Origin of the sequence: Streptomyces canus (assembly GCF_001514145.1) — a bacterium.
Taxonomy (GTDB): domain Bacteria; phylum Actinomycetota; class Actinomycetes; order Streptomycetales; family Streptomycetaceae; genus Streptomyces; species Streptomyces canus.
The window spans coordinates 201,395-226,484 of the sequence record NZ_KQ948660.1 but is presented as its reverse complement, the minus strand read 5'-3'; the positions used below and the strand labels follow the sequence as shown (position 1 = coordinate 226,484).

General features: G+C 70.2%; 21 protein-coding genes. 9 read left to right on the top strand and 12 right to left on the bottom strand.

The window, feature by feature from the left end; translation table 11 throughout:
* Positions 1-58: 58 nt before the first annotated feature.
* Complete coding sequence (locus AQJ46_RS17790; RefSeq protein WP_059206526.1) at positions 59-3,277, bottom strand: S41 family peptidase; 3,219 nt, start codon at positions 3,275-3,277, stop codon at positions 59-61.
* 185 nt (positions 3,278-3,462) lie between these two features.
* Between AQJ46_RS17790 and AQJ46_RS17785 the strand changes: the two genes are divergently transcribed.
* Entirely contained in the window at positions 3,463-4,068 is a 606-nt protein-coding gene (locus tag AQJ46_RS17785; RefSeq protein WP_057610445.1) for a TetR/AcrR family transcriptional regulator, read from the top strand.
* A gap of 105 nt (positions 4,069-4,173) precedes the next feature.
* The gene (locus AQJ46_RS17780) at positions 4,174-6,372 is read left to right on the top strand and encodes an MMPL family transporter (RefSeq protein WP_059206525.1); all 2,199 of its coding nucleotides are present in this window, start codon (positions 4,174-4,176) and stop codon (positions 6,370-6,372) included.
* A gap of 40 nt (positions 6,373-6,412) precedes the next feature.
* On the opposite strand, the gene AQJ46_RS17775 is transcribed toward AQJ46_RS17780, so the two are convergent.
* On the bottom strand, positions 6,413-7,042 hold the full coding sequence (locus AQJ46_RS17775; RefSeq protein ID WP_059206524.1) for a GNAT family N-acetyltransferase: 630 nt from the start codon (positions 7,040-7,042) through the stop codon (positions 6,413-6,415).
* 110 nt (positions 7,043-7,152) lie between these two features.
* Between AQJ46_RS17775 and AQJ46_RS17770 the strand changes: the two genes are divergently transcribed.
* From AQJ46_RS17770 to AQJ46_RS17745, 6 genes are all read left to right on the top strand, one after another.
* Positions 7,153-7,650 carry a YbaK/EbsC family protein gene (locus AQJ46_RS17770; RefSeq protein ID WP_059206523.1) on the top strand — a complete coding sequence of 166 codons (498 nt, stop codon included), beginning with the start codon at positions 7,153-7,155 and terminating at the stop codon, positions 7,648-7,650.
* Positions 7,647-8,492: a DMT family transporter gene (locus AQJ46_RS17765; RefSeq protein ID WP_059206522.1), complete on the top strand. Its 846-nt coding sequence runs from the start codon at positions 7,647-7,649 to the stop codon at positions 8,490-8,492. The genes AQJ46_RS17770 and AQJ46_RS17765 overlap by 4 nt, the downstream gene beginning before the upstream one ends.
* 182 nt (positions 8,493-8,674) lie before the next feature.
* Positions 8,675-9,619: an ABC transporter ATP-binding protein gene (locus AQJ46_RS17760; RefSeq protein ID WP_059206521.1), complete on the top strand. Its 945-nt coding sequence runs from the start codon at positions 8,675-8,677 to the stop codon at positions 9,617-9,619.
* Positions 9,616-10,965, top strand: a complete 1,350-nt coding sequence (locus AQJ46_RS17755) for an ABC transporter permease (RefSeq protein WP_059206520.1) — start codon at positions 9,616-9,618, stop codon at positions 10,963-10,965. The genes AQJ46_RS17760 and AQJ46_RS17755 overlap by 4 nt, the downstream gene beginning before the upstream one ends.
* Before the next feature lie 4 nt (positions 10,966-10,969).
* Entirely contained in the window at positions 10,970-13,708 is a 2,739-nt protein-coding gene (locus tag AQJ46_RS17750; protein ID WP_059206519.1) for a bifunctional YncE family protein/alkaline phosphatase family protein, read from the top strand.
* Between the two features lie 125 nt (positions 13,709-13,833).
* The gene (locus AQJ46_RS17745; protein WP_059206518.1) at positions 13,834-14,109 is read left to right on the top strand and encodes a DUF1876 domain-containing protein; all 276 of its coding nucleotides are present in this window, start codon (positions 13,834-13,836) and stop codon (positions 14,107-14,109) included.
* Between the two features lie 3 nt (positions 14,110-14,112).
* On the opposite strand, the gene AQJ46_RS17740 is transcribed toward AQJ46_RS17745, so the two are convergent.
* From AQJ46_RS17740 to AQJ46_RS17715, 6 genes are all read right to left on the bottom strand, one after another.
* A complete protein-coding gene (locus AQJ46_RS17740) occupies positions 14,113-15,273 on the bottom strand; it encodes a serine hydrolase domain-containing protein (protein ID WP_059206517.1) in 1,161 nt (386 codons plus the stop codon).
* 34 nt (positions 15,274-15,307) lie between these two features.
* Complete coding sequence (locus tag AQJ46_RS17735; protein WP_059206516.1) at positions 15,308-15,754, bottom strand: organic hydroperoxide resistance protein; 447 nt, start codon at positions 15,752-15,754, stop codon at positions 15,308-15,310.
* 107 nt (positions 15,755-15,861) lie between these two features.
* A complete protein-coding gene (locus AQJ46_RS17730) occupies positions 15,862-16,323 on the bottom strand; it encodes a MarR family winged helix-turn-helix transcriptional regulator (protein ID WP_059206515.1) in 462 nt (153 codons plus the stop codon).
* The gene (locus tag AQJ46_RS17725) at positions 16,320-17,081 is read right to left on the bottom strand and encodes an energy-coupling factor ABC transporter ATP-binding protein (protein WP_057610433.1); all 762 of its coding nucleotides are present in this window, start codon (positions 17,079-17,081) and stop codon (positions 16,320-16,322) included. The genes AQJ46_RS17730 and AQJ46_RS17725 overlap by 4 nt, the downstream gene beginning before the upstream one ends.
* Positions 17,069-17,830 carry a cobalt ECF transporter T component CbiQ gene (gene cbiQ / locus AQJ46_RS17720; protein ID WP_057610432.1) on the bottom strand — a complete coding sequence of 254 codons (762 nt, stop codon included), beginning with the start codon at positions 17,828-17,830 and terminating at the stop codon, positions 17,069-17,071. Before cbiQ ends, AQJ46_RS17725 begins: the two co-directional genes overlap by 13 nt.
* 1 nt (position 17,831) lies before the next feature.
* Entirely contained in the window at positions 17,832-18,872 is a 1,041-nt protein-coding gene (locus AQJ46_RS17715; RefSeq protein ID WP_057610431.1) for an energy-coupling factor ABC transporter permease, read from the bottom strand.
* A gap of 167 nt (positions 18,873-19,039) precedes the next feature.
* On the opposite strand from AQJ46_RS17715, the gene AQJ46_RS17710 reads away from it, so the two are divergent.
* The gene (locus AQJ46_RS17710; protein WP_059206514.1) at positions 19,040-19,387 is read left to right on the top strand and encodes an SsgA family sporulation/cell division regulator; all 348 of its coding nucleotides are present in this window, start codon (positions 19,040-19,042) and stop codon (positions 19,385-19,387) included.
* Here the strand turns inward: AQJ46_RS17710 and AQJ46_RS17705 are convergent.
* The 4 genes from AQJ46_RS17705 to AQJ46_RS17690 form a co-directional block, all read right to left on the bottom strand.
* Positions 19,384-21,057, bottom strand: a complete 1,674-nt coding sequence (locus AQJ46_RS17705; RefSeq protein ID WP_059206513.1) for a penicillin-binding transpeptidase domain-containing protein — start codon at positions 21,055-21,057, stop codon at positions 19,384-19,386. The genes AQJ46_RS17710 and AQJ46_RS17705 overlap by 4 nt on opposite strands.
* Before the next feature lie 96 nt (positions 21,058-21,153).
* Positions 21,154-22,776, bottom strand: coding sequence for a penicillin-binding transpeptidase domain-containing protein (locus AQJ46_RS17700; protein ID WP_059206512.1), 1,623 nt, complete (start codon positions 22,774-22,776; stop codon positions 21,154-21,156).
* 273 nt (positions 22,777-23,049) lie between these two features.
* On the bottom strand, positions 23,050-24,315 hold the full coding sequence (locus tag AQJ46_RS17695; RefSeq protein ID WP_059206511.1) for a tyrosine-type recombinase/integrase: 1,266 nt from the start codon (positions 24,313-24,315) through the stop codon (positions 23,050-23,052).
* A gap of 87 nt (positions 24,316-24,402) precedes the next feature.
* On the bottom strand, positions 24,403-24,642 hold the full coding sequence (locus tag AQJ46_RS17690; RefSeq protein WP_059206510.1) for a helix-turn-helix domain-containing protein: 240 nt from the start codon (positions 24,640-24,642) through the stop codon (positions 24,403-24,405).
* Positions 24,643-25,090 lie beyond the last annotated feature (448 nt).

The following is a 25,090-nucleotide window of genomic DNA, read 5'->3' as shown; positions in this document are numbered from 1 at the left end:
GCTTGACGCGTGGGGTGCCCTCTCTTTCTTGGGAGGGCACCCTGCGCTGCTTTGTGTCTCAAGATCTCGGCGGAAGCTTCGGCCTTGATCTGTCCGGTACGTCCCGGTAGGTGGGCGGCGTAGCCGGAGGGTTCGTCTCCAGCAGGTTCAGCGCCAGCGTTACCGCGTCGTCCAGTTGGGCGTGGCGGCCCTCCGCCCAGTCCAGCGGGGTGCGGAGGATCTCCAGGTCCGGGGGGACACCCTGGTTCTCGATCGACCAGCCGTACGCGTCGAACCACGCCGCGTTCATCGGTACGGTGATCACCGTTCCGTCGCCGAGCTGGTGGCGGCCGGTCATGCCGACCACTCCGCCCCAGGTGCGCTGGCCCACCACGGGGCCGAGCCTCAGCAACTTGAACGCCGCCGTGATCATGTCGCCGTCGGAGGAGGTCGCCTCGTCGGCCAGGGCGACCACCGGGCCGCGCGGGGCGTTCGAGGCGTACGACACCGGCTGGGCGTTCCTCGTCAGGTCCCAGCCGAGGATCGTGCGGGTCAGTTTCTCCACGACCAGCTCGCTGATGTGGCCGCCCGCGTTGCCGCGCACGTCGACGATGAGGGCGGGGCGGGAGACCTCCATCCGCAGGTCCCTGTTGAACTGGGCCCAGCCCGAGCCGCCCATGTCCGGGATGTGCAGATAGCCGCACCGGCCGCCGCTCAACTCCCGTACGACGGCACGGCGTTTGGCCACCCAGTCCTGGTAGCGCAGGGGGCGTTCGTCCAGGAGCGGGACCACCGCCACCCGGCGGGCCCCTCCGACGGGTGGGGCGAAGGTCAGCTCCACCGTCGTACCGCCCGCCGCCGCGAGCAGGGGATAGGGACCCGCGACCTCGTCGACCGCGCGGCCGTCCACGTGGGTGAGGACCGCGCCCTCGCGGATGCCCGTGCCGGCCAGCGGGGAGCGTGCCTTGGAGTCCGAGGAGTCTCCGGGGAGGATCCGCTTGACCGTCCAACCCTCCTCCCTGAGCACGAGGTTCGCCCCCAGCAGGCCCTGGCGGCGCTGGTAGTGCGGGGGGCCCTCGTTGCGGCGGGCGGCGGTGACATAGGCGTGGGAGGTGCCCAGTTCGCCGAGGACCTCGCGCAGGAGGTCGGCGAACTCGTCGGGGGAGGCGACCCGTTCGACCAGCGGGCGGTACTGGTCGAGTACCGCGTCCCAGTCGATCCCGCACATCCCCGGCTCCCAGAAGTACGACCGGATCAGGCGGCCGGCCTCCTCGTACGACTGGCGCCATTCCGCGGCCGGGTCGACCTCGTGGAGGATGCGGCGCAGGTCGATCCAGACGATCGTGTCGCTGTCGCCGGACTCCGTGGCGGGGGTCGCGCGCAGGTCGCCCTCGTCCACCACGACCAGCCGGGAGCCGTCGCCGCTGACCGCGAACCAGTCCAGGTGCTCGACCAGTTCGGTCTTCTTCGCCTTGCCGATGGCGAAGTGTTCGAGGGTCGGGCGCTCGGAGGTGTCGTCCGGGTTCACGAAGGTCTCGCCGAGGGCGCCCGAGATCGGCCAGCGCAGCCAGACCAGGCCACCGCCCGCGACCGGGTACAGCGCCGAGTACTTGGAGGCGGGGACCGGGAACGGGGTCACCCGGCTCTCCAGCCCTTCGAGTTCGACCGTCACCGCCCCGCCCTCACCGCTCTCGTCCTCGACCGCGTCCAGGCCTCCGGCGGCCGGGCGGCCCTCCGGGTTCAGGGCGAAGGGGGAAGGGGTCGCCGAGGACAGCGGGACCAGGTAGGGCCGGCAGCCGAGCGGGAAGGACAGGTCGCCGGTGTGGACGTCGTACACCGGGTCGAAGCCCCGCCAGGAGAGGAAGGCCAGGTAGCGGCCGTCCCGGGTGAAGACCGGGTTCTCGTCCTCGAAGCGGCCGTTGGTGACGTCGAGAATCAGGCGATCCTTGATGCGGGCCAGCTTGATCTGGCGCAGGGAACGGCCGATTCCCGGGTGCGACCACGTCAGCCAGGAGCCGTCCGGGGAGAAGGCCAGGTCCCGCACCGGGCCGTTGACCGACTGGATCAGCTCGGTGACCTCCTCGTCGGAGTCCTCCGTTGCGTCGAGCAGGAGCAGGCGTCCGTCGTGCGAGGCGATGGCCAGGCGCTCGCCCTGCGGATCCGAGACCAGCTCCAGAACCCGGCCCAGCTCACCGGACGCCAGCCGTCGCGGCTTGCGTTCACCGGTCGCGCGGGGCAGATACGCGATCTCGACGGCGTCCTCGCCCTCCGCGTCCGTCACATACGCGACCTGGCCGACGGAACCGAGCATCTCCGGGAGCCGGACCCGTACCCCCGGGGTGTCCGTGATCGTGCGGGCCGGGCCGTCCCGGTGGGTCAACCAGTACAGGCTGCCGCGGACGACGACGGCGCTCGCCCGGCCCGTCTCGTCGACCGAGATGCCGTCCACGTGCTGAGCGGCGGGCACCTGGTACGTACGGCGTCCCGCGCGCGGACCGCTCAGCCGTACGTCGAGCCTGCGGGCCTCGGACGAGAGGTCCTCGACGATCCACAGGTCGCCCCCGCACTGGTACACCACCCGGGTGCCGTCGCTGGAGGCGTGCCGGGCGTAGAAGGCGTCGTGGTCGGTGTGGCGGCGCAGGTCGGAGCCGTCGTGGTCGCAGGAGTAGAGGTTGCCGACGCCCTCGTGGTCGGAGAGGAAGGCGATCCGGTCGCCGACGAACATGGGGGAGTGGAGGTGGCCGCCGAGGTCGGGCAGCAGGCGTTCGCCGTGCAGCCAGAGCCGGCCCGTGGCGCCGCCCCGGTAGCGCTTCCAGGCGGCCGGTTCGTGCGGTGGGGTGCCGGTGAGCAGCAGGGTCTTGCGGTCGGCGACCTGGATGTCGGAGACCGGGCCCCAGGGGAGCTTGCGGCCCGGGGAGCCGTCGGTGGGGACCTTGTACGCCCAGGTGAAATAGGAGAAGGGTTCGCCGTGGGAGGCGACGGCGAGGATGGTGGCCCCTTTCTCTCCTTCGCAAGGCGTCCATCCACAGACCTGGGTGTCCGCGCTGCCCCAGTAGGTGAGCCGCCGGCCCGGTCCGCCGTCCACGTCCGACAGGTGGATCTCGGGCACGAGACTGCGCCAGCTCGTGTACGCGATGTGGCGGCCGTCGGGCGAGAAGCGCGGATGGCCGACCTTGGTGCGGTCGACGGTCAGACGCCAGGCGCGGCCCGGACCGTCGAGAGGGGTCAGCCAGAGGTCGTCCTCGGCCACGAAGCACAACAGGTCGCCGCTCAGATGCGGAAGGCGCAGATAGCTCACCTCCCCATGCTTTTCCTGGGGATGGACCGGAGCAACTTATGAAAAATCGGTCGGCGGTGATCTGCGGCGACCCCGGCGTGACCCACAACACGAACGAAACCGTTTCGTTTCGTTGAGGAATGCGCTACATTCGTGTCGTACGAAACAGTGTCGTTCGAAGTCCCGGAGCGGAAAGGGTGAGTGACATGACCGAGGTCTCGACCGCGCGACGCAGCCGCATCACCCCCGAGCGTGAGGCCGAGCTGTACGAGGCCGTGCTCGAACTGCTCAGGGAGGTCGGCTACGACGCCCTGACCATGGACGCCGTCGCCGCGCGCACCCGTTCCAGCAAGGCCACGCTCTACCGCCAGTGGGGCGGCAAGGCCGAGCTGGTGGCGAAGGCGGTGCGGCACACCAAGCCGGGCGGTCTCGGTTTCGACGAGATCGACACCGGGTCGCTCAAGGGCGACCTGCACGCGCTCACCATGCGCTCGGACGACTGCACGATGGAGCAGAACTCCGCGCTCATGCGCGGTCTGGCCATGGCGATCCACGGCAACCCGGATCTCCTGAAGGCGTTCCGCGCGCATCTCATCGAACCCGAGATGGCGGAGTTCCGCCGAGTGGTACAGCGGGCGGTCGACCGGGGCGAGGTGCGCCCCGACAACCCGGCGATCGAGTTCATGATCCACATGATGATCGGCGGGTTCGCGGCCCGCACGATGATCGACGAGCTGCCGCCCACCCAGGCCTTCCTCCTTTCGTACATCGACGCCGTGGTCCTCCCCGCCCTCGGTGTGACGAACGACTGACCCACAGTCACCCCAGCAAGCCCTCCACCTGACGTAACCGCTCACGTCGTCGGGCTGATCATCCCTGCCCTGAAAACCTCACGACCTGACCGGGAGTACGCCTTCGTGGCCACTTTCCTCTACCGGCTCGGCCGGCTCGCCTTCCGGCGACGGCATTTCGTCGCCCTGATATGGGTGGCCCTGCTGACCCTCGCGGGCGTCGGCGCGGCCAGTGCGCCCGCCGCCGGAACCACCTCCTTCTCCATCCCCGGCACCGAGGCGCAAAAGGCCTTCGACCTGCTGGAACAGCGTTTCCCCGGAGCCAGCGCCGACGGCGCCACCGGGCGCATGGTCTTCAAGGCGCCCAAGGGCGAGAAGATGACGGACGCCGCCCACAAGGCGACCGTCGCGAAGACCGTCAAGGAGCTGGGCGACGGCTCCGAGGTCGTCTCCGTCACCGACCCGTTCACGACCGGCGCGGTGAGCAAGGACGGCACGGTCGCCTACCTCTCGGTGAAGTACGACGCTCCCGCCGTCGGGCTCAAGGACGCGACCAGGGATGCCCTGGAGACCGCCGGTGACGACGCCCGGGCCACCGGCCTGACCGTCGACGTCGGAGGCGACGCGCTCCAGGCCCAGCCCGACGCGGGGGCAGTCGGCGAGGCCATCGGTCTCGCCATCGCCGCGGTCGTCCTGGTCATCACCCTGGGCTCGATGATCGCGGCCGGGTTGCCGCTGCTGACCGCGATCATCGGTGTCGCGATCGGCGTCTCCGCCATCGCCGCCCTCGCCAAGGCACTCGACCTCGGCAGCACCACCTCCACGCTCGCGGGGATGATCGGCCTGGCGGTCGGCATCGACTACGCGCTGTTCATCGTCTCCCGCTACCGCGCCGAGCTGGCCGAGGGCCGCGACCGCGAGGAGGCGGTGGGCCGGGCCACCGGCACCGCCGGTTCCGCGGTGGTCTTCGCGGGCCTCACGGTCGTGATCGCGCTGGCCGGTCTCTCGGTCGTCAACGTGCCGATGCTGACCAAGATGGGTCTCGCCGCGGCGGGCACGGTCGTGATCGCCGTCCTCATCGCGCTGACGATGATTCCGGCGCTGCTCGGATACGCGGGCCGCAAGATCCGCCCGGCGGGCGAGAAGCGCAGGAAGACCACCGGGACGGCGCCCGCGCAGCCCAACCTGGGCACCCGCTGGGCGAGCTTCGTCATCCGCCGTCCGGCCGCCGTGCTGCTGCTCGGTGTGGTCGGCCTCGGCGCCGTAGCGCTGCCGGTCAGCCAGCTGGAGCTGGGCCTGCCCGACGACGGCTCGCAGCCGACCTCCACGACCCAGCGCCGCGCCTACGACCTCCTCTCGGAGGGCTTCGGGCCCGGCTTCAACGGCCCCCTGATGATCGTGGTCGACGCGAAGAACAGCGACGACCCCGAGGCCGCGGCCACCACGGTGACCGACGGCATCAAGGGCCTCAAGGACGTCGTCACGGTCACCCCGGCGACCTTCAACAAGGCCGGAGACACCGCGACCATCACGGTCGTCCCCGACTCCAAGCCGTCCTCGGCCCAGACCGAGGACCTGGTGCACGCCATCCGTGACGACGTCGCGTCCAAGGCGGACGCGGACGTCCTGGTCACCGGCACCACGGCGCTGAACATCGACTTCTCGCAGAAGCTGAGCGACGCGCTCATCCCGTACCTGGCCCTGGTCGTGGGCCTGGCCTTCCTCCTCCTGATCGTGGTCTTCCGCTCGATCCTCGTCCCGCTGAAGGCGGCCCTCGGCTTCCTGCTGTCGGTCCTCGCCGCGCTCGGTGCCGTGGTCGCGGTCTTCCAGTGGGGCTGGCTCGGCGGGCTGCTCGGCGTCGAGGAGACCGGCCCGATCATGTCGATGATGCCGATCTTCATGGTCGGCGTGGTCTTCGGCCTCGCGATGGACTACGAGGTCTTCCTGGTGACCCGCATGCGCGAGGCGTACGTCCACGGCGAGTCCCCGAGCCAGGCCGTGGTCACCGGCTTCAAGCACAGCGCCCGGGTCGTGGTCGCCGCCGCGGTCATCATGATGGCCGTCTTCGGAGGCTTCATCAGCTCCGGCGAGTCGATGATCAAGATGATCGGCTTCGGCCTCGCGATCGCCGTCTTCTTCGACGCGTTCGTGGTCCGCATGGCGATCGTTCCCGCGGTCCTCGCCCTGCTCGGCCACCGCGCCTGGTGGCTGCCGAAGTGGCTGGACCGCGCGCTGCCCAACGTCGACGTCGAGGGCGAGGGACTGCGCACCCGGGCGGAGAAGGACACGGATCCGGACGAGGACCGGGAGCTGGTACGCGTCTGACGCACGCCCGGTGAGAGAGGTCGGCCGGTGAGGGGTGCCCTCACCGGCCTTCTTCTGTCGTGGGCCGGCCGAGACAGGTGACGGGCCCGGGATCCGGTACGGCGATCTCGTGAAAGCCGAGACGGTCGTAGAAGGCACGGGCGGGCTTGTTGGCGGACACCATCGTCAGGTGTACGGCGGCCACGCCCCGCTCGTGCAGCGCGCGCAGGAAGCTCTCCATCAGCGCGCGTCCGTACCCACGCCCCTGCCACTCGGGGAGCAGGTCGATGTGCAAGTGGGCGGGGTAGGCGGCGACTTCGGGCACGAGCATCCGCTCGGGGCGGTGCAGCAGCGCGACGATCTCCTCGTCCGGGGTGCGCGGCTCGTGGCGGGGCTCCGGGTAGCGGCCGGCCACCAGGGGCAGCCATGTCGCGCGGTAGTCCGCCACGAACCGGGGCGTGTCGGCGGTCCCGACGATGTACCCGACGGCTCGTCCCTCCCCGTCATCGAGCACGAAGGCCAGCTCCGGTTCGAGATGGACGTACGGCGCCGCGAAGGCCGCCGGGAAGACGCCGGGGTCCTGGTAGTGCGGGCGGCTGTCCCGACCCGCGTGGGCGGTACGGACGCAGATGTCCTCGAGGGCGTCGCGGTCCTGGGGGCGGTAGGGGCGTACGGCGGGAGACGAGGTCATCGCAGCATCCTGCCGCTTCAGCACGGCAGCACGCCACAACAAGCCCGCTCCACGCCGTCCGACGGTGAATTCGGTCGTGACGTTTGTATCCGGCAGCTAACCTGCCGGGCATGACGCCTTCGGACTCTGGAGCCCACCCCCGTTTCGCCGAGGCCCTCCGCGAGTTGGGCCTCGGTGAGCTCATCGCGCAGGTCCGCCGATTCCCGGACGCGACCCGTACCGCAGCCGAGGCCGCCGCGGCCATCGGGTGCGAGCTGAGTCAGATCTGCAAGTCGCTGATCTTCGCGGCGGACGGGGTGCCCGTGCTGGTGCTGATGGACGGGGCCTCGCGGGTCGACCTCGAGCGGGTCCGGGAGGAGCTCGGCGCCGACAAGGTCACCCGGGCCAAGGCCGATGTCGTACGGGAGACGACCGGGTACGCCATCGGGGGCGTGCCGCCCTTCGGGCACCGTACGAGGACCCGGGTGCTGGCCGACCGTTCGCTGCTCGAACACGAGCTGGTGTGGGCCGCCGCCGGCAACCCGCACGCCGTGTTCCCCATCGCGCCCAAGGACCTGGTCGCCCAGGCCGGTGCCGCTCTCGTGGACGTCCGCGAGAGCACCGCGTGACGCCGCTGGTCACCGCGGCCGTTCTCCTCGCCGCCATCACGCACGCCAGCTGGAACGCCATCGCGCACCGGATCACCGACAAGCTGGTCGGGTTCACGCTGATCTCGGGCGGGGGGATGCTCATCGGGCTGGCGATCATCCCGCTCGTGGCGGTTCCGGCGGCGGGCGCGTGGCCGTATCTCCTCGCCTCGTCCTGCATCCATATCGCCTACTACGCGCTGCTGATGAAGTCCTTCCAGCTCGGGGACTTCGGACAGGCCTATCCGATCGCGCGCGGCACCGCGCCCCTGGTCGTGACCGTGCTGGCCGCCCTCTTCGCGCACGAGGTGCCCGACGGGTGGGCCGCCGCCGGAATCGCCCTCTCCTGCGCGGGACTGACCGGCGTCGCGCTGTGGGGGCTGCGCGGCCGCCGGCCCAACTGGGCGGCGATCGGCGCCGCGCTGGCGACCGGGCTGACCATCGCCGCGTACACCGTCGTCGACGGGCTCGGCGTGCGCGCCTCCGGTTCCTCGCTCGGGTACATCGCCTGGCTGATGGCGGTGCAGGGAGTCGTGATCCCGGCGTACGCCCTCACCAGGTGGCGCGGCCGATCCGTCGCCGTACTGAGGCCGTTCGCAGGGGTCGGGCTCGTCGGCGCCGCCCTCTCCGTGGCCGCGTACGGGCTCGTCCTGTGGGCCCAGACCAAGGCCGAACTCGCCCCCGTCGCCGCACTGCGCGAATCCTCGATCATCGTCGGCGCGGCCATCGGCGCCGTGTTCTTCAAGGAGCGGTTCGGGGCGCCGAGGATCGTCGCGGCGGGGCTGCTGGTCGCGGGCATCGGGCTGATGCTGCACGCCGGTTAGCCGCTCGTCTCGGGGCTTGTCCCAAGCGCTGCCCAAGCCCGGCCCAACGTCGGCTATTCGTTTGCCTACTTGCCGATGCCTTGACGGTCCGTTCCCTGGGCGTTCAGGCGGAGGTTCGTGGCCGGGTCGTGTGCCGTCCCTAAGGTCCCAGCGGACCGCGAAAGAAGGGACGCAAGGGACTCATGGACGCACTCCACGCAGTCCGGGCCCGAGGGATCACCAAGTGCTTCGGTGACGTCGTGGCGCTCGACGGCGTCGACCTGGACGTGACGCGAGGTCAGATCCACGGTCTGGTCGGACCGAACGGCGCCGGCAAGACGACGCTGCTCGGACTCCTGCTGGGCCTCGCCGTCGCCGACGGCGGGGAGTTGGAGATCCTGGGCGTGCCGGTCGGGCGGGCCTTCGCCGCTCCCGACGGAGTCGCCGGATTCGTGGACGGGCCCGGTCTCTACCCGTCGCTCACCGCCCGGCAGAACCTCACCGCACTCGCCGAACTCCGCGGCCGACAAGCGCGTACGGCCGGCATCGACGACGTGCTCGACCAGGTCGGGCTCACCGATGTCGCCGACGACAGGACCCGCGGCTTCTCCCTCGGCATGCGCCAGCGGCTCGGGCTCGCCGCCGCACTGCTGACCCGGCCGCGGCTGCTGGTGCTCGACGAGCCGTCCAACGGCCTGGACCCGGCCGGTAAACGGCATGTGCACGGCGTCCTGAACCGGCTCGCCGCGGACGGCACGAGTGTCGTGCTCTCCAGCCACCGTATGGACGACCTGGAGGCGCTGTGCTCCGAGGTCACCATCCTCGCCACCGGGCGGGTCGTGTTCTCGGGCCCGCTCGGCAAGCTGGCCGCCGAGAGCCGTGAACTCGACTACCGGGTACGGACGTCCGACCCGGAGGCCGCGCGGCGGCTGGCCGACGGCACCGACGGCATCAAGATCGCCGACGACACCGGCCGACAGCCCCGGGACGCCGACGTGCTCGTCGTACGCGCGCCGGTGCCCGCCCTCGACGCACTGGTGGCGCGGCTCGTGACGTCGGGCGTCGCGGTGCGTGAACTCGCGCCTGTGGTCTCGCCCTTGGAGGCCGCGTTCCTGGCCCTGACCGAGGACCGGGAGACCAGCAGATGAGTACGACAGTCACCGCGTCCCCCACCCCCGTGCGGCCCGTCTCCGTCCCGCGAACCTACCGTTTCGAACTCGTCAAGCTCGTCTCGCAGTGGCGGATCCGTCTCCTCGTCCTCGCCTGCTGGATCCTGCCGGGGCTCTTCGTCGCCGGGGTGAGCGCCCAGAACACGCTGCCCTCCGACACCCTGTTCGGCCGCTGGATGCACGCCACCGGCTGGGCCGGACCGCTGGTGATGCTCGGTTTCGCGGGCACCTGGGCGCTTCCGCTGCTGACGTCGGTGGTCGCCGGTGACGTGTTCGCCGCCGAGGACCGGCTCGGCACCTGGCGGCACCTGCTGGTGGCGGTCCGCTCACCGCGGCGGATCTTCGTGGCGAAGGTGCTGGCCAGTCTCACCGTCATCCTGCTGCTCGTCGCCGGACTGGCCTGCTCCAGCACCGTCGGCGGGCTGGCGTCCGTCGGCGACCAGCCGCTCGTCGGCCTCGACGGCCATCTGCTGACCCCCTCGGATGCCGGCGGAAGGGTCCTGCTCGCCTGGGTCGCCGCACTCGCCCCCACCCTGGCCCTCGCCGCGATCGGCCTGCTCGGGTCGGTCGCCCTCGGACGGTCCCCGACGGGGCTGCTGCTGCCCCCGCTGGTCGCGCTCGGCATGCAGGTCGCCCAGATGCTGCCGCTGCCCGTGGCCGTACGCCTGGCCCTGCCCGGCTACGCCTTCCTCTCCTGGAACGGCCTGTTCACCGCCCCGGCCCAGCTCGCCCCGCTCCTGATCGGCGTCACCGTCAGCCTGGCGTGGGCCGTGCTCGCGACCGTACTGGCCCATCTGCTGTTCCTCCGGCGGGACTTCACCAACCTCGCCTACGACGGTGGTGGACGCCGGGCCTTCACCGTGGGCGTGCTGCCCCTGGCCGCGCTGACCGCCCTCACCGTCGCGTTGATCGCCGTCGCGACCGACTCGACGGGCATCACCCAGGCCAAGGTCCAGCGCTCCCTCGCCACGGCCTTCGCCCACCTCTACCGCCTGCAGACCGAACAACTCCACCGCCCCGCCGTCACCGAGGCTCAGCTCAGGGCCTCGGCGGCGTGCACCAAGAGCGACGGCCAGGCCGCGCAGCAGGGGGCGGGCAATGACTGGCGGTGTGTCGTGACCTGGCACCTGCCCGGCGTACCGGTGGCGGGGACGGCTGTCTATCAGCTGGACGTCGGATCGGACGGGCGGTTCGTCGCCGACGGCGACGGACCGAAGGAAGTGAACGGCTACTTCCTGGTGCGGACCTCCACCGGCGACGCACCGAACCCGTTGTGGCAGTTCGACGGCAACGTCGCGCTGCTGGACACCACCTCGAAGGGATAGTCCCATGCAGGTAACACGCCAGCGCCGGAACAGCGAGAAGGTCAGACGCCTCAGCCGCCGGACCACGCTGGTGACGGCCGGTATCGCCGTCGCCCTCGGCGTCACCGGCACCGCGGTCGCCTCCACCTACCAGTTCGGCACCCAGCAGGTCGCACAGAACACCGCCAGGGGCGAGGTCATCTCCAGCGACCAGTACCTCAAGCCGTACGGCAACCGGACCGTCATCAACGACGGCAAGATCATGTCGTCCACGGTCAGCCCCGACGGCACCCACCTCGCGGCCGCGGTCACCGACGGCGACGCGGCACTGGTGATCATGGACCTGGCGACCGGGCAGGTGAAGCAGAAGATCGGCGCCAACGCCGCGGACGACCTGCGCATCGGCAGCGCCGCGGTCGGCCAGGAGGGCCCCACCTACTCGCCCGACGGCAAGCAGCTGTGGCTGGGCCAGGCGAACGGCTACACCAAGTTCACGGTCAACGCGGACGGCACGCTCGCCAACCCGGTGGCCGTCACCATCCCGGCCGCCGGCTCCCAGCAGGCGCTGGTGGGCGCGGCCGTGTTCTCCGCCGACGGCTCCACTGTGTACTCCGCCGTCAACGGCCAGAACAAGGTGGTCGCCGTCGACGCGGCGACCGGAACCATCCAGCAGAGCTGGGCCGTCGGCAACGCTCCCCGCGGACTCGCCCTGGTCGGCGGCAAGTTGTACGTCAGCAACGAGGGCGGCCGTCCGGCGAAGGCCGGCGAGACCACCATGAACTCCTACGGCACCCAGGTGCCGGCCAACCCCGAGACCGGTGCCTCGACGTCCGGCACGGTCAGCGTCATCGACACCGCGGACCCGTCAGCCGCCGTGGGCAGCATCACCGTCGGCCTGCACCCGACCGCCGTGTACGCGAACAAGGGCGCGGTGTTCGTCACCAACACCGCCGACAACAACGTGTCGGTCATCGACACCCGCAAGGACAAGGTCGTCCAGACCATCGCGACTCAGCCGTGGCCCGAGGCGAAGGTCGGCTACGAGCCCGACGCGGTCACCCTCACCGACGACGGCCACCTCCTGGTGACGCTGGGCCGCGCCAACGCGGTCGCCGTCTTCCGGTACAAGTCCGCGCAGGAGCCCGCCAGTTACGTGGGCCTGCTTCCCACCGACTACTTCCCTGCCGAGATCACCACGGTCGGCAAGGAAGTCGTCGTCTCCAACACCCGTGGCATAGACGCCCGCCGCCCCACCACCGCCACCGGACACGGGACCCACGACACCACGTCCAGCGTCACCCGGTTCACGCTGCCGAGCGACCTCGTCATCAGGTCCCAGACGGCCAAGGTCTTCCAGCAGAACGGCTGGACGCCCGGCTCGGTCACGACGGCGCAGGGCGACAGCCACGCCAAGCCCGTCCCGGTCCCGGCACGGCTCGGCGACCCCTCGACGATCAAGCACGTCTTCCTGCTCGTCAAGGAGAACCGCACCTACGACCAGGTCTACGGCGACCTCCCGCAGGGCGACGGGGACCCGGCCCTGACGACCTTCGGCGCCAACGTGACGCCCAACCAGCACGCCCTGGCCCAGCAGTTCGGCCTCTACGACAACTTCTACGACATCGGCACCAACTCCGCCGAGGGCCACAACTGGCTGATGCAGTCGGACAACCCGGAGTACACCGAGTCCTCCGCCGGTGAGTACACGCGCAGCTACGACACCGAGAACGACGTCCTCGGCCACCAGAAGTCCGGATTCATCTGGACCGGCGCGCAGGCGGCCGGGAAGTCGGTGAAGGACTTCGGCGAGTTCCAGTCGACCGAGTCGAAGCCGTCCGGCGCGACCTGGCAGAACCTGTACTGCGACAGCAAGAACATGGCAGCGACCGGGGCGCAGACCCAATACCCCATCCAGACCGGCTCGGCGATCCCCTCGCTCAACAAGGTGTCGGTGCAGGGCTTCCCGATGTTCGACCTCGACGTCCCGGACATCTACAAGGAACAGATCTGGCAGCAGGACTTCGAGAAGAACGGCCCGGCGAACCTGAACATGTTCTGGTTCTCCAACGACCACACCGGCGGCCCGGCGAACGCGTCCGCCGAGGTCGCCGACAACGACCTCGCGGTCGGCCGGATGGTCGACGAGATCTCCCACAGCAAGTACTGGAAGGACTCGGCGATCTTCGTCGTCGAGGACGACTCCCAGAACGGCCTCGACCACGTCGACGGCCACCGGGCGCCGGTCCAGATCATCAGCCCCTACGCCCAGCACGGCACCGTCGACAGCCACTACTACTCGCAGATCACGATGGTCCGCACCGTCGAGCAGATCCTCGGGATTCACCCGATGAACCAGAAGGACAGCGCGGCCACCCCGATGTTCGGGGCGTTCACGGGGAAGGCGGACACCACACCGTTCACGGCGGTCCCCAACCGCACCTCGCTGACCCTCGGAGTGAGTCCCACGCCCTCCTGCGGCGCGGACACCCCGGCCGCGCAGGACGCGGACGCGGCCCCCGCCCCGACGTCCGCCGCGGTGCCGCAGGCCGAGCAGAAGCTCGCGGCGCAGTGGAAGACCTGGGCCTCGCACCAGCGGCTGACCGGCGCGCACGCCGTGCCGGACTACGCCAACGCCGAACAGATGAACCGCTACACCTGGTACCAGACGCACACCTGGACCAAGCCGTACCCCGGCGACGGCAAGGTCTACGCGCCGAACGACGTACCCGGCGCCTACCTGCCGTCGGCGGAGTCCGACGGCTGACACTCCGGTCCGGCCGGGGCGCACCGCCCCGGCCGGCATCCGGAACACGGCCAGGGGACCGGGTCCCGTGCGTCGGGGCCCAGGGAGGAGCACTCTGGAAGCAGAGGTCTCCGGAGGTGATCCCCATGACGCACACCGCAGTCGGATGGCACGTCGAGCTGGAGTTCCGGGAGGACGAACGGCACACGGAGGCGGTCGCGCTGGTGCGCCTGCCCGACGGGAGCGAGGTACGGGCACACGGACACGCCAGCCGCCACCGCAGCGACACCAATCAGCCGCGGGTCGGCGAGGAGGTCGCGGGAGCGCGGGCACTCAACGAACTCGCGATGCAGTTGCTGACCAAGGCGCACGACGAGATCGACGAGGCGTCCGGGCGGACGTCCCACACGATCAACGTGTAGCCCTCACAGGGCCGCCCGCACCGCCCTGACCAGTGCCTGGGCCCTCGGATCCGCCGTGACCGTCTTGCGGAACCCGTTGGTGACATAGCCGAAGGCGATGCCCGTTTCCGGGTCGGCGAACCCGAGGGAGCCACCGCGGCCGGGGTGCCCGAAGGAACCCGCGCCGAGGAACGGCGACGCGCTGCCGTGCAGCATGTAGCCCAGTCCGAAGCGGGTGTTCACGACGAGCACGCGGTCCGGACCCGCCGACTCCTCGGTGCGGGCGAGTTCGACCGTGGCCGGGTCGAAGAGCCGCACTCCGTCGATCTCACCGACCAGCGCCGCGTAGACGCGCGCCAGCCCGTCGGCCGTCGCGATCCCGTTGGTCGCGGGCAGGGCGCTCGCCCGGTACTCCGGGGAGTTCTGGTCGGGGAAGGGGGTGATCGCGGCGAAGGCGCGGCGGGTGAGGGAGCCGGGATCGTCGTAGGCCTCGGTGACGGACCGCTTGGGACGGGCGCGCAGGCCGCCGGTGGGCTCGGGGCCGTCGACCCGTCCGACCCGTCCCGTCCGCCCGGCCGCTTCCTCCTCCTGCGGCAGCCCGAGCCAGAACTCGGCCCCCAGCGGCCCGGCGATCTCCCGCGCGATCCACTCACCGGCCCCGAGCCCGGTCACCCTGCGCACCATTTCGTCCAGCAGCCAGCCGTACGTCAGCGCGTGATACCCGTGGTCCGTGCCGGGCTCCCAGGCGGGTGCCTGCGCGGCGACCGCCTCGGGGCCCTTCAGCGGGTCCAGGGCCTCCTCGGGGGTGAGCGGCCGGTCGATCACCGGCAGCCCGGCCCGGTGGTTCAGCACGTGCCGGACCAGCACCCGCTCCTTGCCGCGCGCCTTGAACCCGGGCCAGTACTCGGCCACCGGCGCGTCCAGGTCCAGCTCCCCACGCTGGTGCAGCATCAGGGGTACGGCGGCGGCGACGCCCTTGGTCGCCGAGCGCACGACCTGCGCGGTGCCGTGCCGCCAGGGCTCGGTGCCGTCGATGTCCCTGGTGCCGGCCCACAGGTCGACCACCTTGCGCCCGTCCCGGTACACGGCGACCGCCGCGCCCCGGTCCCCGAGCGCCTCGAAGTTCCGCGCGAACACATCCCTGACCGGCTCGAAGCCCTCGGCGACTGTGCCGTTCACGTCCACGCCCGTACTCCCCTTACTGCCGCTCGGTGCCCCCTCACCCAAGCAGAATCGTCACGTCGATGTTCCCGCGGGTCGCGTTCGAGTACGGGCAGACCTCATGGGCCGCGTCCACCAGCTTCGCCGCGAGGCCCGCGTCGAGGATCGGCAGCGAGACGCTCAGGGCGACCGCGAGGCCGTAGCCGCGGTGTTGGTTGGGGCCGATGCCGACCTTCGCGGCGACCGTGGAGCCGGTCAGGTCGTAGCCCTCGCGGTTGCCGACGAGGATCAGCGCGTTGTGGAAGCAGGCGCTGTACCCGGCGGCGAACAGTTGCTCGGGGTTGGTGCCGTTGCCGTCCCCGCCGAGCGCCGGCGGCATCGCGACCTTCAGCTCGATCTGGCCGTCCTGGCTGGTGACATAGCCGTCCCGGCCGCCGTGTGCCGTCGCCTCGGCGACGTACATGATCTTCGTCGGCCGGGTGTCGACGGCGGTTTCCTCAGGCATGGCTGATCTCCCCCCGGAGAAGTGTGCGCAAGTACATCGTGCACAAGGTACCGGCCGGTAGGTAGGCCCTGGATGACCAGGGGGTGGCAACCTCGGGTAACAGAAGGTCAGCGGGGGCGCTCGGAAGCTTCCTGCGCTCTTTTCGCGAGCCCCCACAAGTCCTCGCGCAGCCGCGCGGCCTCCGTGGTGTCGAGCCCGGTCGCGGAGAGGAGGGCGCCGGGGACGGCCGCCGCGCGCTCCCTGAGTTCCTCCGCGCGCCCCGTGCACGCCACGAGTACCGAGCGCTCGTCGCTCGCCGCGCGCTCCCGGCGTACGAACCCCGCGCTCTCCAGTCGCTTGAGCAACGGCGAGACCGTGCCGTAGTCGAGGCGCAGGGCGGCCGCCAGCTCCTTCACGGTCGTCTGACCGCGCTCCCACAGCACCAGCAGCACGAGGTACTGCGGGTAGGTGAGCCCGAGCTCGTCGAGGAGCGGCCGGTACGCGGCCGTCACCGCGCGCTGGGCGGCGTACAGCGCGAAGCACAACTGGTCGTCGAGCAGCAGTGATCCGGCGTCCTCTTCGTTCGTCACGCGCCCATTGTCACGGACCGCGGATCGAATCCGAAGGGCAACTCCAGCCGGTGGGCCCGCATCAGCTCGTCGTCGGCGAGGAGTTCGGCCGTCTTCCCGTCCGCGGCGATGGTGCCCTCGCTCAGGATCAGCGAGCGCGGGCACAGCTCCAGCGCGTACGGCAGGTCGTGCGTCACCATCAGGACCGTCACGTCCAACGAGCGCAGGATGTCGGCGAGTTCGCGGCGCGAGGCCGGGTCGAGGTTGGAGGAGGGCTCGTCCAGGACGAGGATCTCCGGCTCCATCGCCAGCACGGTGGCCACCGCCACCCGGCGCCGCTGACCGAAGGAGAGGTGGTGCGGGGGCCGGTCCTTGAACTCCGCCATGCCGACCCTGGTCAGCGCCCGGTCCACGCGCTCCTCCAGTTCGGGCCCCCTGAGCCCGGCCGCCGCCGGTCCGAACGCCACGTCCTCGCGCACCGTCGGCATGAAGAGCTGGTCGTCGGGGTCCTGGAAGACGATGCCGACCTTGCGCCGGATCTCGGCCATGTGCTTCTTGTCCACGGGCAGCCCGGCGACCGTCACCGTGCCCACCCCGCCGCTCAGGATGCCGTTGAGGTGCAGCACCAGGGTCGTCTTGCCGGCGCCGTTCGGGCCGAGCAGCGCGACCCGCTCGCCGCGCGCGAGGGAGAAGTCCACGCCGAACAGGGCCTGATGCCCGTCCGGGTAGGCGAAGGCGAGGCCGGAGACCTCGAGGGAAGGAGTGCTCACAGGGCCCATCCCAACACGCAGACGACAAGGGCGGCGACGGGGAGCGCGAGGGCGTACGACCACTGCGCCCGGGACGCGGTCACCTCGTCGATGACCGGCATCGAACCGGCGTACCCCCGGCTGACCATGGCCAGGTGCACGCGCTCGCCGCGCTCGTAGGAGCGGATGAACAGCGCGCCGGCCGACTTCGCGAGGACGCCCCAGTGCTTGACGCCGCTCGCCTCGAACCCCCGCGACTCCCGCGCGATCCGCATCCGCCGCATCTCGTCGGTGATGACATCGCCGTAGCGGATCATGAAGGAGGCGATCTGGACCAGCAGCGGCGGCAGTCTGAGCCGTTGCAGTCCGAGCAGCACCGAGCGCAGTTCGGTGGTGGACGCCAGCAGCACCGACGCGGCGACCCCCAGCGTGCCCTTGGCGAGCACGTTCCAGGCGCCCCACAGGCCGCTCACGCTCAGGGAGACCCCGAGCACCTCGACCCGCTCGCCCTCCGCGACGAAGGGCATCAGCACCGCGAACGCCACGAACGGCACCTCGATCAGCAGCCGTTTCAGCAGGAAGCCGGCCGGCACGCGCGCGGCGTAGGCGACGACGCCCAGGAGGACGGCGTACAGGCCGAACGCCCACATCGCCTCGCGCGGGGTCGAGACGACGACCACCACGAAGCCGAAGGCCGCCGCGAGTTTGGTGTGCGGCGGCAGGGCGTGCACCGGCGAGTGTCCGTGCCGGTAGAGCCGGTGCGCGTGTCCGGCGCCCACGTCAGACGCCCGTCCCGACAGGGCTGGTGTCGGCCGTACGGCGCCTGCGGACCACCCAGAACACCGTGCTGCCCGCGACGACGGTGGCGCCGACGCCGATGACGCCCGCCAGCCCCCCGGACAGGCGGGCGTCCTCGACGTCCTTCACGCCGTAGTCGGCGAGCGGTGAGTCCGCCGTGGCGTGCTTCTCGGTCTTGGCGTCGATGCCCTTGTCGGCGGCGACCTTCTCCAGCCCGTCCGGGTCGGCGGACGCGTAGAAGCTGACGAATCCGGCGAGCACCAGGGAGGTGACCAGGCCGGTGATCCACACCTTGCGGTGCGACCGGGCGGCGGCCGGAGCGGGTTCGGCGGGCACGTCGACGAGCTGACCGCCCACCCGCAGCTTCAGCTTCTGCTGGAGGCCGCGGGCGCCGTACACCAGGTCGGGGCGTACGGCGACGACGGCGCCGACGGTCAGTGCGGTGATGACCGCCTCGCCGATGCCGATGAGGACATGGACGCCGATCATCGCGGTGGCGACCTTGCCGATGGAGACGTCGGTGGTGCCGCCGACGGCGTAGATCAGGGTGAAGGCGACGGCCGCGGCGGGAACGGAGAGCACGGCGGCCACGAAGGAGGCGGCGGTGATGGAGCCGCGCTTCCTGGGGAGCACCTTCACCAGGCCGCGGAAGACGGCGTACGCCACGACCGTCGTGACGACGGCCATGTCGGTGATGTTCACGCCGAGCGCGGTGAGGCCGCCGTCCGCGAAGAGGATGCCCTGCATGAGCAGGACGACCGAGACGCAGAGGACCCCGGTGTAGGGGCCGACGAGGATCGCGGCCAGTGCCCCGCCGAGCAGATGTCCGCTGGTCCCCGCGGCGACGGGGAAGTTCAGCATCTGCACGGCGAAGATGAACGCCGCGACGAGGCCGGCCAGAGGCGCGGTGCGTTCGTCCAGTTCGCGGCGGGCGCCGCGCAGGCTCACTGCGACCGCGGCCGCGGCGACGACTCCGGTCGCTGCCGAGATGGGGGCGTCTATGAATCCGTCAGGCACATGCACCGTTCGATGATAGTGGCTTGTTGCGAACTCTTTGCAAGAGGGCCTCGCCGCGAACAGCAACCAGCAGGCTTTCGGTCCAGGGGGCGGAACACGGGAAATGTGCGACGCTGGGAGGGGAGTGGACGCACAGCTTCCACACAGGTTACGCAGCGTGAGAGGCCGTCACGATGGCTGTAGTCGAGCAGTACGCACGAGCCCATATCGTTTCGGACGTGGACATCGCGGAAGACGAGGCGATCCCGGTGGTCCTGCGCTACGACCCGGAGACCGACCCGCGCTCGGTACGGATCGGCCTGCCGGGCACGCACGAGTGGACCTTCTCGCGGGCGCTGCTGGAACAAGGACTCAGGGCTCCGGTCGGCAGCGGTGAGGTGCGGGTGTGGCCGTGCGGCCGGGTGCAGGCCGTGGTGGAGTTCCACTCGCCACAAGGGGTGTCGGTGGTGCAGTTCGAGCAGAAGGCACTGCTCAGGTTCCTGCGGCGGACGTACACGGCCATGGCACCCGTGCGGAATTAGCCGCCCATCTTCAGCAGGGCCGCCACGATCGGGCCCGCCGTGTCGCCGCCGTGGCCGCCCGCCTGGACGACGCCCGCGGCCGCGAGGTCGCCCCGGTACGCGGTGAACCAGCCGTTCGGCTTCTTCTGGCCGTCGACCTCCGCGGACCCGGTCTTCGCGCCGACGTTGCCGTAGACCCCGGACATCGCTTCGGCCGCCGTGCCGTAGCCCGCCGTGTACGCCATCAGCTCACGCAGCTGCGACAGCGTGCCCGAGGACATGGTGCGCGAGGCGGTGGCCAGCGTGCGGTTGTCGACCGAGGGGGAGACCAGGTACGGCTGCTTGAAGGTGCCCGACTCGACGGTGGCGGAGACGGACGCCATGTTCAGCGGGTTCATCCGGACCCCGCCCTGACCGATGAGCGAGGCCGCCTTCTGCGCCGCGCTCTGCACGGGCACCGAGCCGTCGAAGGACGGGACGCCGATCGCCCAGTTGTTCATGGACAGGCCGAAGACCTGCTGGGCCTGCTCGGTCAGACTGTCGTTGTCCAGCTTGCCCGCCTGGCTGATGAAGGCGGTGTTGCAGGAGCGGGCGAAGCTCGCCTTGAAGGTGCCGCCCTTGATCTCGAACTTGTCGTCGTTCTGGAACTTCCAGCCGCCGTACGTGAAGTACTTCGGGCACGGGTGCGCCTTGTCCGCCGACGCGAGGTCCTTGTCGATCAGCAGCGACGAGGTGATGACCTTCATCGTGGAGCCCGGGGCGAGGGAACCCTGGAAGGCGGTGTTGAAGCCGTGGCTCGCGTTCGCCACCGCGAGGATCTCGCCGGTCGACGGACGCAGCACGACGACGGAGGACCGGGCCTGCTTGGCGACCTGCGCCTCGGCCGCCGCCTGGAGCGTCGGGTTCAGGGTCGTCTTCACGGTGCCCGGGGTGCCCTTGCTGAGCTCGACCAGCGTCTTGTCGGAGGACTTGGAGTCCTTCCCGCGGATCACCCGCAGCTCGATGCCCGCCTTGCCGCCGGCCTTCTTGCCGTACTTCTCGCGCAGGCCGTCCAGCACCGTGCCCAGCGACGGGTACTTCGCCTCGGTGATCTCGCCGCCGTCCCGGTCGAAGGCCTTGATCGGCGGGGTCCCCGACTCGCCGGTGACCAGGGTGTCGCCGTCCTTCAGGTCGGGGTGGACCAGCGAGGCGGTCCAGTCGACCTGCGGCTTCCCGGTGGCGGTGTCGCGGACGACGGTCAGCGAACTGGCGTACGCCAGCGGCTTGCTGAGGCCCTTGTACGACACGGTCGCCTTGACGGAGAAGGGCACCTTGTCGCCGGTGGGGGTGCCCGGGGTGAGGGTGGCGCCGGTGAGGTGGGCGTCCTTGGTCCAGCCGGTGAGCAGGGCGGCGGCGGCCTCGGTGTCGCTGGTCGCCGCGGCGGCCGTGCTCACCTTGCCCTGCTGCCAGGAGGCCAGGAACGCGGTCGCGGTGGAGGTCACCTCGGTCGCCGACAGCGGGCCGGTCTTGACCTTCGGCTTGTGGTCCCCGGCGGACGCGGACGTGTTCTGCGTCCGGTCGTTCGCCGCGGCCCCGGCGCCGTACAGCGCGTAGACGCCGAAGCCGGCGCCGGCGACGACCACGGCGATCATCCCGCCGATCACGGCGGGCTTGGTCTTCCGTCGCTCGGCGACGCGCCTTCTGCTACCCACGGCTTCCGTTTCCTCCGCCAGTTCCCAGGGTCCCCGTTGCCCTCATCCATCCCAACGACGGCCACAGCCTAGAGTCCCTGTCCCGCACGGGTGACGTCAGCCTGCGGCTCGTAGCACAGCTGCGACAATCGGACCCGCCGCGTCGCCGCCGTGGCCGCCCTCCTCGGTCATGGCCGCCGCGGCCATGTCGTTGCGGAAACCGGTGAACCAGCTGTTGGACACCTGCTGCCCGTCGACCTCCGCGGAGCCGGTCTTGGCGCCGATGTCCCCGCCGAGCCCCGCCATCGCCTTGGTCGCCGTGCCCTGGGTCGCGGTGAGCCGCATCATCTGCTTCAGCTGGGAGGCCGTGTTGTACGGCAGCCCCTTCGCGGTGGCCAGTTCGCGGTCGTCGAGCTTCGGCGAGACCAGGTAGGGCTGGCGGAAGGCGCCGGTGATCGCGGTGGCCGTCACCGAGGCCATGTTCAGCGGGTTCATCTGGACCTGGCCCTGGCCTATCGCGTTCGCCGCGCGGTCCGGACCGCTGACGGCGGGCACCTTCCCGTCGAAGGAGACGATGCCGGTCTTCCAGTCCTCGCCGATCCCGAACCGGTTCTGGGCTTCCAGCGTCAGCGACTCGTCGGTGAGCGGCTTCTCGTCGATCAGCTTGATGAAGGCGGTGTTGCAGGACCGCATGAAGCTGTTGGCCAGCGAGGCGCCCTCGTTGGGCTCCATGCCCGTGAGGTTCTTGAAGGTCTGCCCCTGCCACACGGCGTCCGGCGGACAGGGCGCCGGGCCGTTCATCGAGGTCACGCCGTTGTCGATGAGCATCGCCGCGGTGATGATCTTCATGGTGGAGCCGGGGGCCTTGGTGCCCTCGAAGGCCGCGTTGAAGCTGTCCGTGCGGTTGTTGGCCACGGCCAGCACCTCACCGGTGCTCGGCTTGACGGCGACGACCGACGACTGGCGGTACAGCTTCACGGCCTTCTCGGCGGCCGCCTGCGCGTTCGCGCTGATGGTGGTCTCCAGCTTGCCCGCCTTGCCCTCGGCGAGGGTCAGCAGCGAGGTGTCCGGCGTCTGGTCCGGGTGCTTGATGACCAGCTCGATGCCCGGGGTGCCGCCGGCCTCGGCTCCGTACTTCTCGCGCAGGGCGTCCAGGACCGGGCCCAGCGACGGGTACTTCTCCTTGGTCAGCACACTGCCGTCACGGGCCACCGCCTCGATGGACGGGTTCGCGGACTCGCCGGTGACCAGCCGGTCGTCCCGCTGGAGCTTCGGGTAGACCAGGGATGGCTGCCAGTCCACCAGCGCCTTCCCGGTGGTCACCCCGCGCACGACGGTCAGCTTGCTCTTGTACGCCAGCGGCTTCGACTTCCCGTCGTAGGAGACGGTCGCCTTCACGCTGTACGGCACGGTGGCACCGGTCGCCTTGCCGGGCGTGATGTCCACATCGCCGATGTGCGCGTCCGCACCGTAGGCGGCCAGCAGCACCTCGGCCGCCGTGCCGTTGTTCGTGAACGCGGCCGCGCTCGCCGCGTCGCCCTTCTCCCAGGCGGCGAAGAAATCCTTCGACGTCTTCGCGATCTCGTCGGCGGTGGGCGGCCCGCTCCGCTTGGCGTCCCCGACCCCGCCGCTCCCGTCGTCGCTCAACGCCGACACGAAGTTGTACGCCCCGTAACCGGCCCCGCCGACCATCACGGCGAACACCGTACTGACGACAGCGACCTTCACCCCCTTGGCCATGGTCTGGCCCCCTCCCCGATTTCCCCGTTGTTGTGGGAACTCTAAGCGGGAGGTGTGACACGCGGGGTAAGAGTTTCCTGATTCATCGAAGCAGGTGCTCAATCACATACGTGAATGCTGGCCCGCTAGACCCACGTATCCAGCCACATCCGCGACCGCCAGTCGTCGATCGGGATGCTGGTCCCCGTGTACAGGGGCCAGAAGTAGATGAAGTTCGCATGATCCGGCCCTGTGGGGCCCCGACCAGGGCGTTTGGCTCTGGCCGGGGCCGTCTCAGGCGGCTTGGGCCGCCTCTGGGCCGTGATCTTGAGGATTCGACGCCAGATAGAGGCTGTCGACGGCTTTCCGGGTGCGTCCCTCGCTACTCGGCATCAGGTGCGTGTAGGTCCGGAGCGTGAATCCAGGATCGGCGTGACCGAGGTACGAACTCAGGGCTCGGATGCTCTCGCCCGCGTCCAGCAGCACGGATGCGTAGAAGTGCCTGAGCGCGTGCATGCCGTCCTCGGGGGCTGACGCGTACCGCTCGCCCGGCTTCCGCTTCGGAATGACGCCTGCGGCGGCCAGAGCGGGCTTCCATTGGTGCTCGTTGAAGTTGCTGACCCGGACATGCCGTCCTTCGACTCCACTGAAGATGAGCCGCTTCGTCACGGGTGAACCATCGGGCGTGCGCCAGGGAAGCGTCATATCGACCGGCTCGAACTCCTTCGTGTGGTCCCGGAGCGCGGTGGCAACGGCCTTGGGCAACGGCACGTTCCGGACCTTGCCGCCTTTCGGCAGGGCGAAGACGTACTTGCCCCGGATGCGCTTCAGCTGGTGGCCCACGGTCAGCCAACCGCCCTCGTAGTCGAGTTCATCCACGGCCAAGCCGAAGATTTCACCCTGTCGCAGTCCGCAACCCGCCCCTACATCCACGGTGGCTTGGTGGCGGCGGGGGAGAGCGGCACGTACGCCGAAGACCTGCGTTGCCGTCCATGGGTCGACGCGCGGCTTGCCCGGTTTCGGGAGCGTGACCGTGCGGGCCTGACAGGGGTTCTTGCTCAGTAGCCCATCCTCGACGGCCGCGCTCAACGCTGCGGAGACGGTGCCGACGATGATGCGGCGGTGCGACTCCGCCGGCACGGTGGCTTCCAGGTCTGCGATCCAGGTGCGGATGTGTTCCGGCTTGAACGAACCGAGGGGGCGCGACCCGATGTGAGGGTAGGCGTGCAGCCTGAGGCGACGCTCCGCTGCCTCTCGGCTGTTGATCTCGCCGGTGTGCGTCTTGACCCAGCTTTCCGAGTACTGGCGGAACGTCGTCCTTGCGGCGCGCGGGTCGGTGTACTGACCGCGGGACATGTCCGCTTCGATCTGCGTGAGCCACAGCTTGGCGAGCCGCAATTCCTTGTCGCGGAATGACTTGCTCTTCTCGGTGCCGTCAGGGCCGACGTACCGGGCGCGGTAGCGGAGACCCGTTCCGTGGCGGTCGGTCTGCACCTTGACGATCTTGCCTGCGGTGTCGGTTTCGGTCTTGAACCAGCGGTCTTGGATGTGGCCTGCCATGTGGGGCGTGGTCCTTTCGGAGCATGGGGAAGGGAGGGCCACGGCGTGGCCCTCCCTGGGGGTTGTGCGTGGTGCTGTGTGGTTGTGTCAGGCGGCGTCTTGGTCGGCGTTCTTGCGGCTGGTGACGTAGGCCAGTACGTCGGCGGGGTCGTAGCGGACGTGCTTGCCGATGCGGAAACTGGGCGGACCGACGCGCTTCTTGCGCCACTGGTAGAGCGTCTCTTTGGGGACGTCGAAGATCTCGGCGACGTCGTCGGGGTTGAGGTACCTATCTGGGAGTCCGCCGCGCAGGAGGGCACGCGGGTCGGGCGGCTCATTGCTGGCCATGGCTGGTGACTCCTCAGGTCCGTGGCGGGGTGGGTGAGGTGTCCTGCGGTGGGTTCGGGTGCCGTGGGCTGAGCGCAGGCGAGGGCGGGGGCCTGCGCGTGTGTCCGAGGTGGGGATTTCTGCGTCACCCGCGTCATCTGCGTCATTCAGGCTTCTGAGCTGCGGGTTTGGGGTGACGCAGAGCGTTGGGGGTGCGTCACCGGTGACGCAGGCTGTTCGTCATCGGTGACGCAGATGACGCACGGTGACGCAGAGATCGGCCGTCTGCGTCACCCCTGTCTGTGCAGGTCACCCGCTGTTTTGGGGGCTTGGGTGACGCAGGTGACGCAGCGTTCCCCTACTTAGGAAAAAAGGGGGGGTGTTTGTGGTGGTGCAGTGCTGCTCAGGACGTGAAGAAGGAGCCGCTGCGCGGCACGTCCTGCGCAGGGCGGCGCCGCCGCCGAACAGC

What these genes read in the sequence shown, in the direction of transcription:
- AQJ46_RS17770 (WP_059206523.1), top strand. Translation starts at nt 7,153, where the DNA reads ATGACGCCTTCGGACTCTGGAGCCCACCCCCGTTTCGCCGAGGCCCTC.
- AQJ46_RS17745 (WP_059206518.1), top strand. Translation starts at nt 13,834, where the DNA reads ATGACGCACACCGCAGTCGGATGGCACGTCGAGCTGGAGTTCCGGGAG.
- AQJ46_RS17750 (WP_059206519.1), top strand. Translation starts at nt 10,970, where the DNA reads ATGCAGGTAACACGCCAGCGCCGGAACAGCGAGAAGGTCAGACGCCTC.
- AQJ46_RS17700 (WP_059206512.1), bottom strand. Translation starts at nt 22,776, where the DNA reads ATGGCCAAGGGGGTGAAGGTCGCTGTCGTCAGTACGGTGTTCGCCGTG.
- AQJ46_RS17760 (WP_059206521.1), top strand. Translation starts at nt 8,675, where the DNA reads ATGGACGCACTCCACGCAGTCCGGGCCCGAGGGATCACCAAGTGCTTC.
- AQJ46_RS17690 (WP_059206510.1), bottom strand. Translation starts at nt 24,642, where the DNA reads ATGGCCAGCAATGAGCCGCCCGACCCGCGTGCCCTCCTGCGCGGCGGA.
- AQJ46_RS17735 (WP_059206516.1), bottom strand. Translation starts at nt 15,754, where the DNA reads ATGCCTGAGGAAACCGCCGTCGACACCCGGCCGACGAAGATCATGTAC.
- AQJ46_RS17695 (WP_059206511.1), bottom strand. Translation starts at nt 24,315, where the DNA reads ATGGCAGGCCACATCCAAGACCGCTGGTTCAAGACCGAAACCGACACC.
- AQJ46_RS17725 (WP_057610433.1), bottom strand. Translation starts at nt 17,081, where the DNA reads ATGGGCCCTGTGAGCACTCCTTCCCTCGAGGTCTCCGGCCTCGCCTTC.
- AQJ46_RS17710 (WP_059206514.1), top strand. Translation starts at nt 19,040, where the DNA reads ATGGCTGTAGTCGAGCAGTACGCACGAGCCCATATCGTTTCGGACGTG.
- AQJ46_RS17775 (WP_059206524.1), bottom strand. Translation starts at nt 7,042, where the DNA reads ATGACCTCGTCTCCCGCCGTACGCCCCTACCGCCCCCAGGACCGCGAC.
- AQJ46_RS17785 (WP_057610445.1), top strand. Translation starts at nt 3,463, where the DNA reads ATGACCGAGGTCTCGACCGCGCGACGCAGCCGCATCACCCCCGAGCGT.
- AQJ46_RS17755 (WP_059206520.1), top strand. Translation starts at nt 9,616, where the DNA reads ATGAGTACGACAGTCACCGCGTCCCCCACCCCCGTGCGGCCCGTCTCC.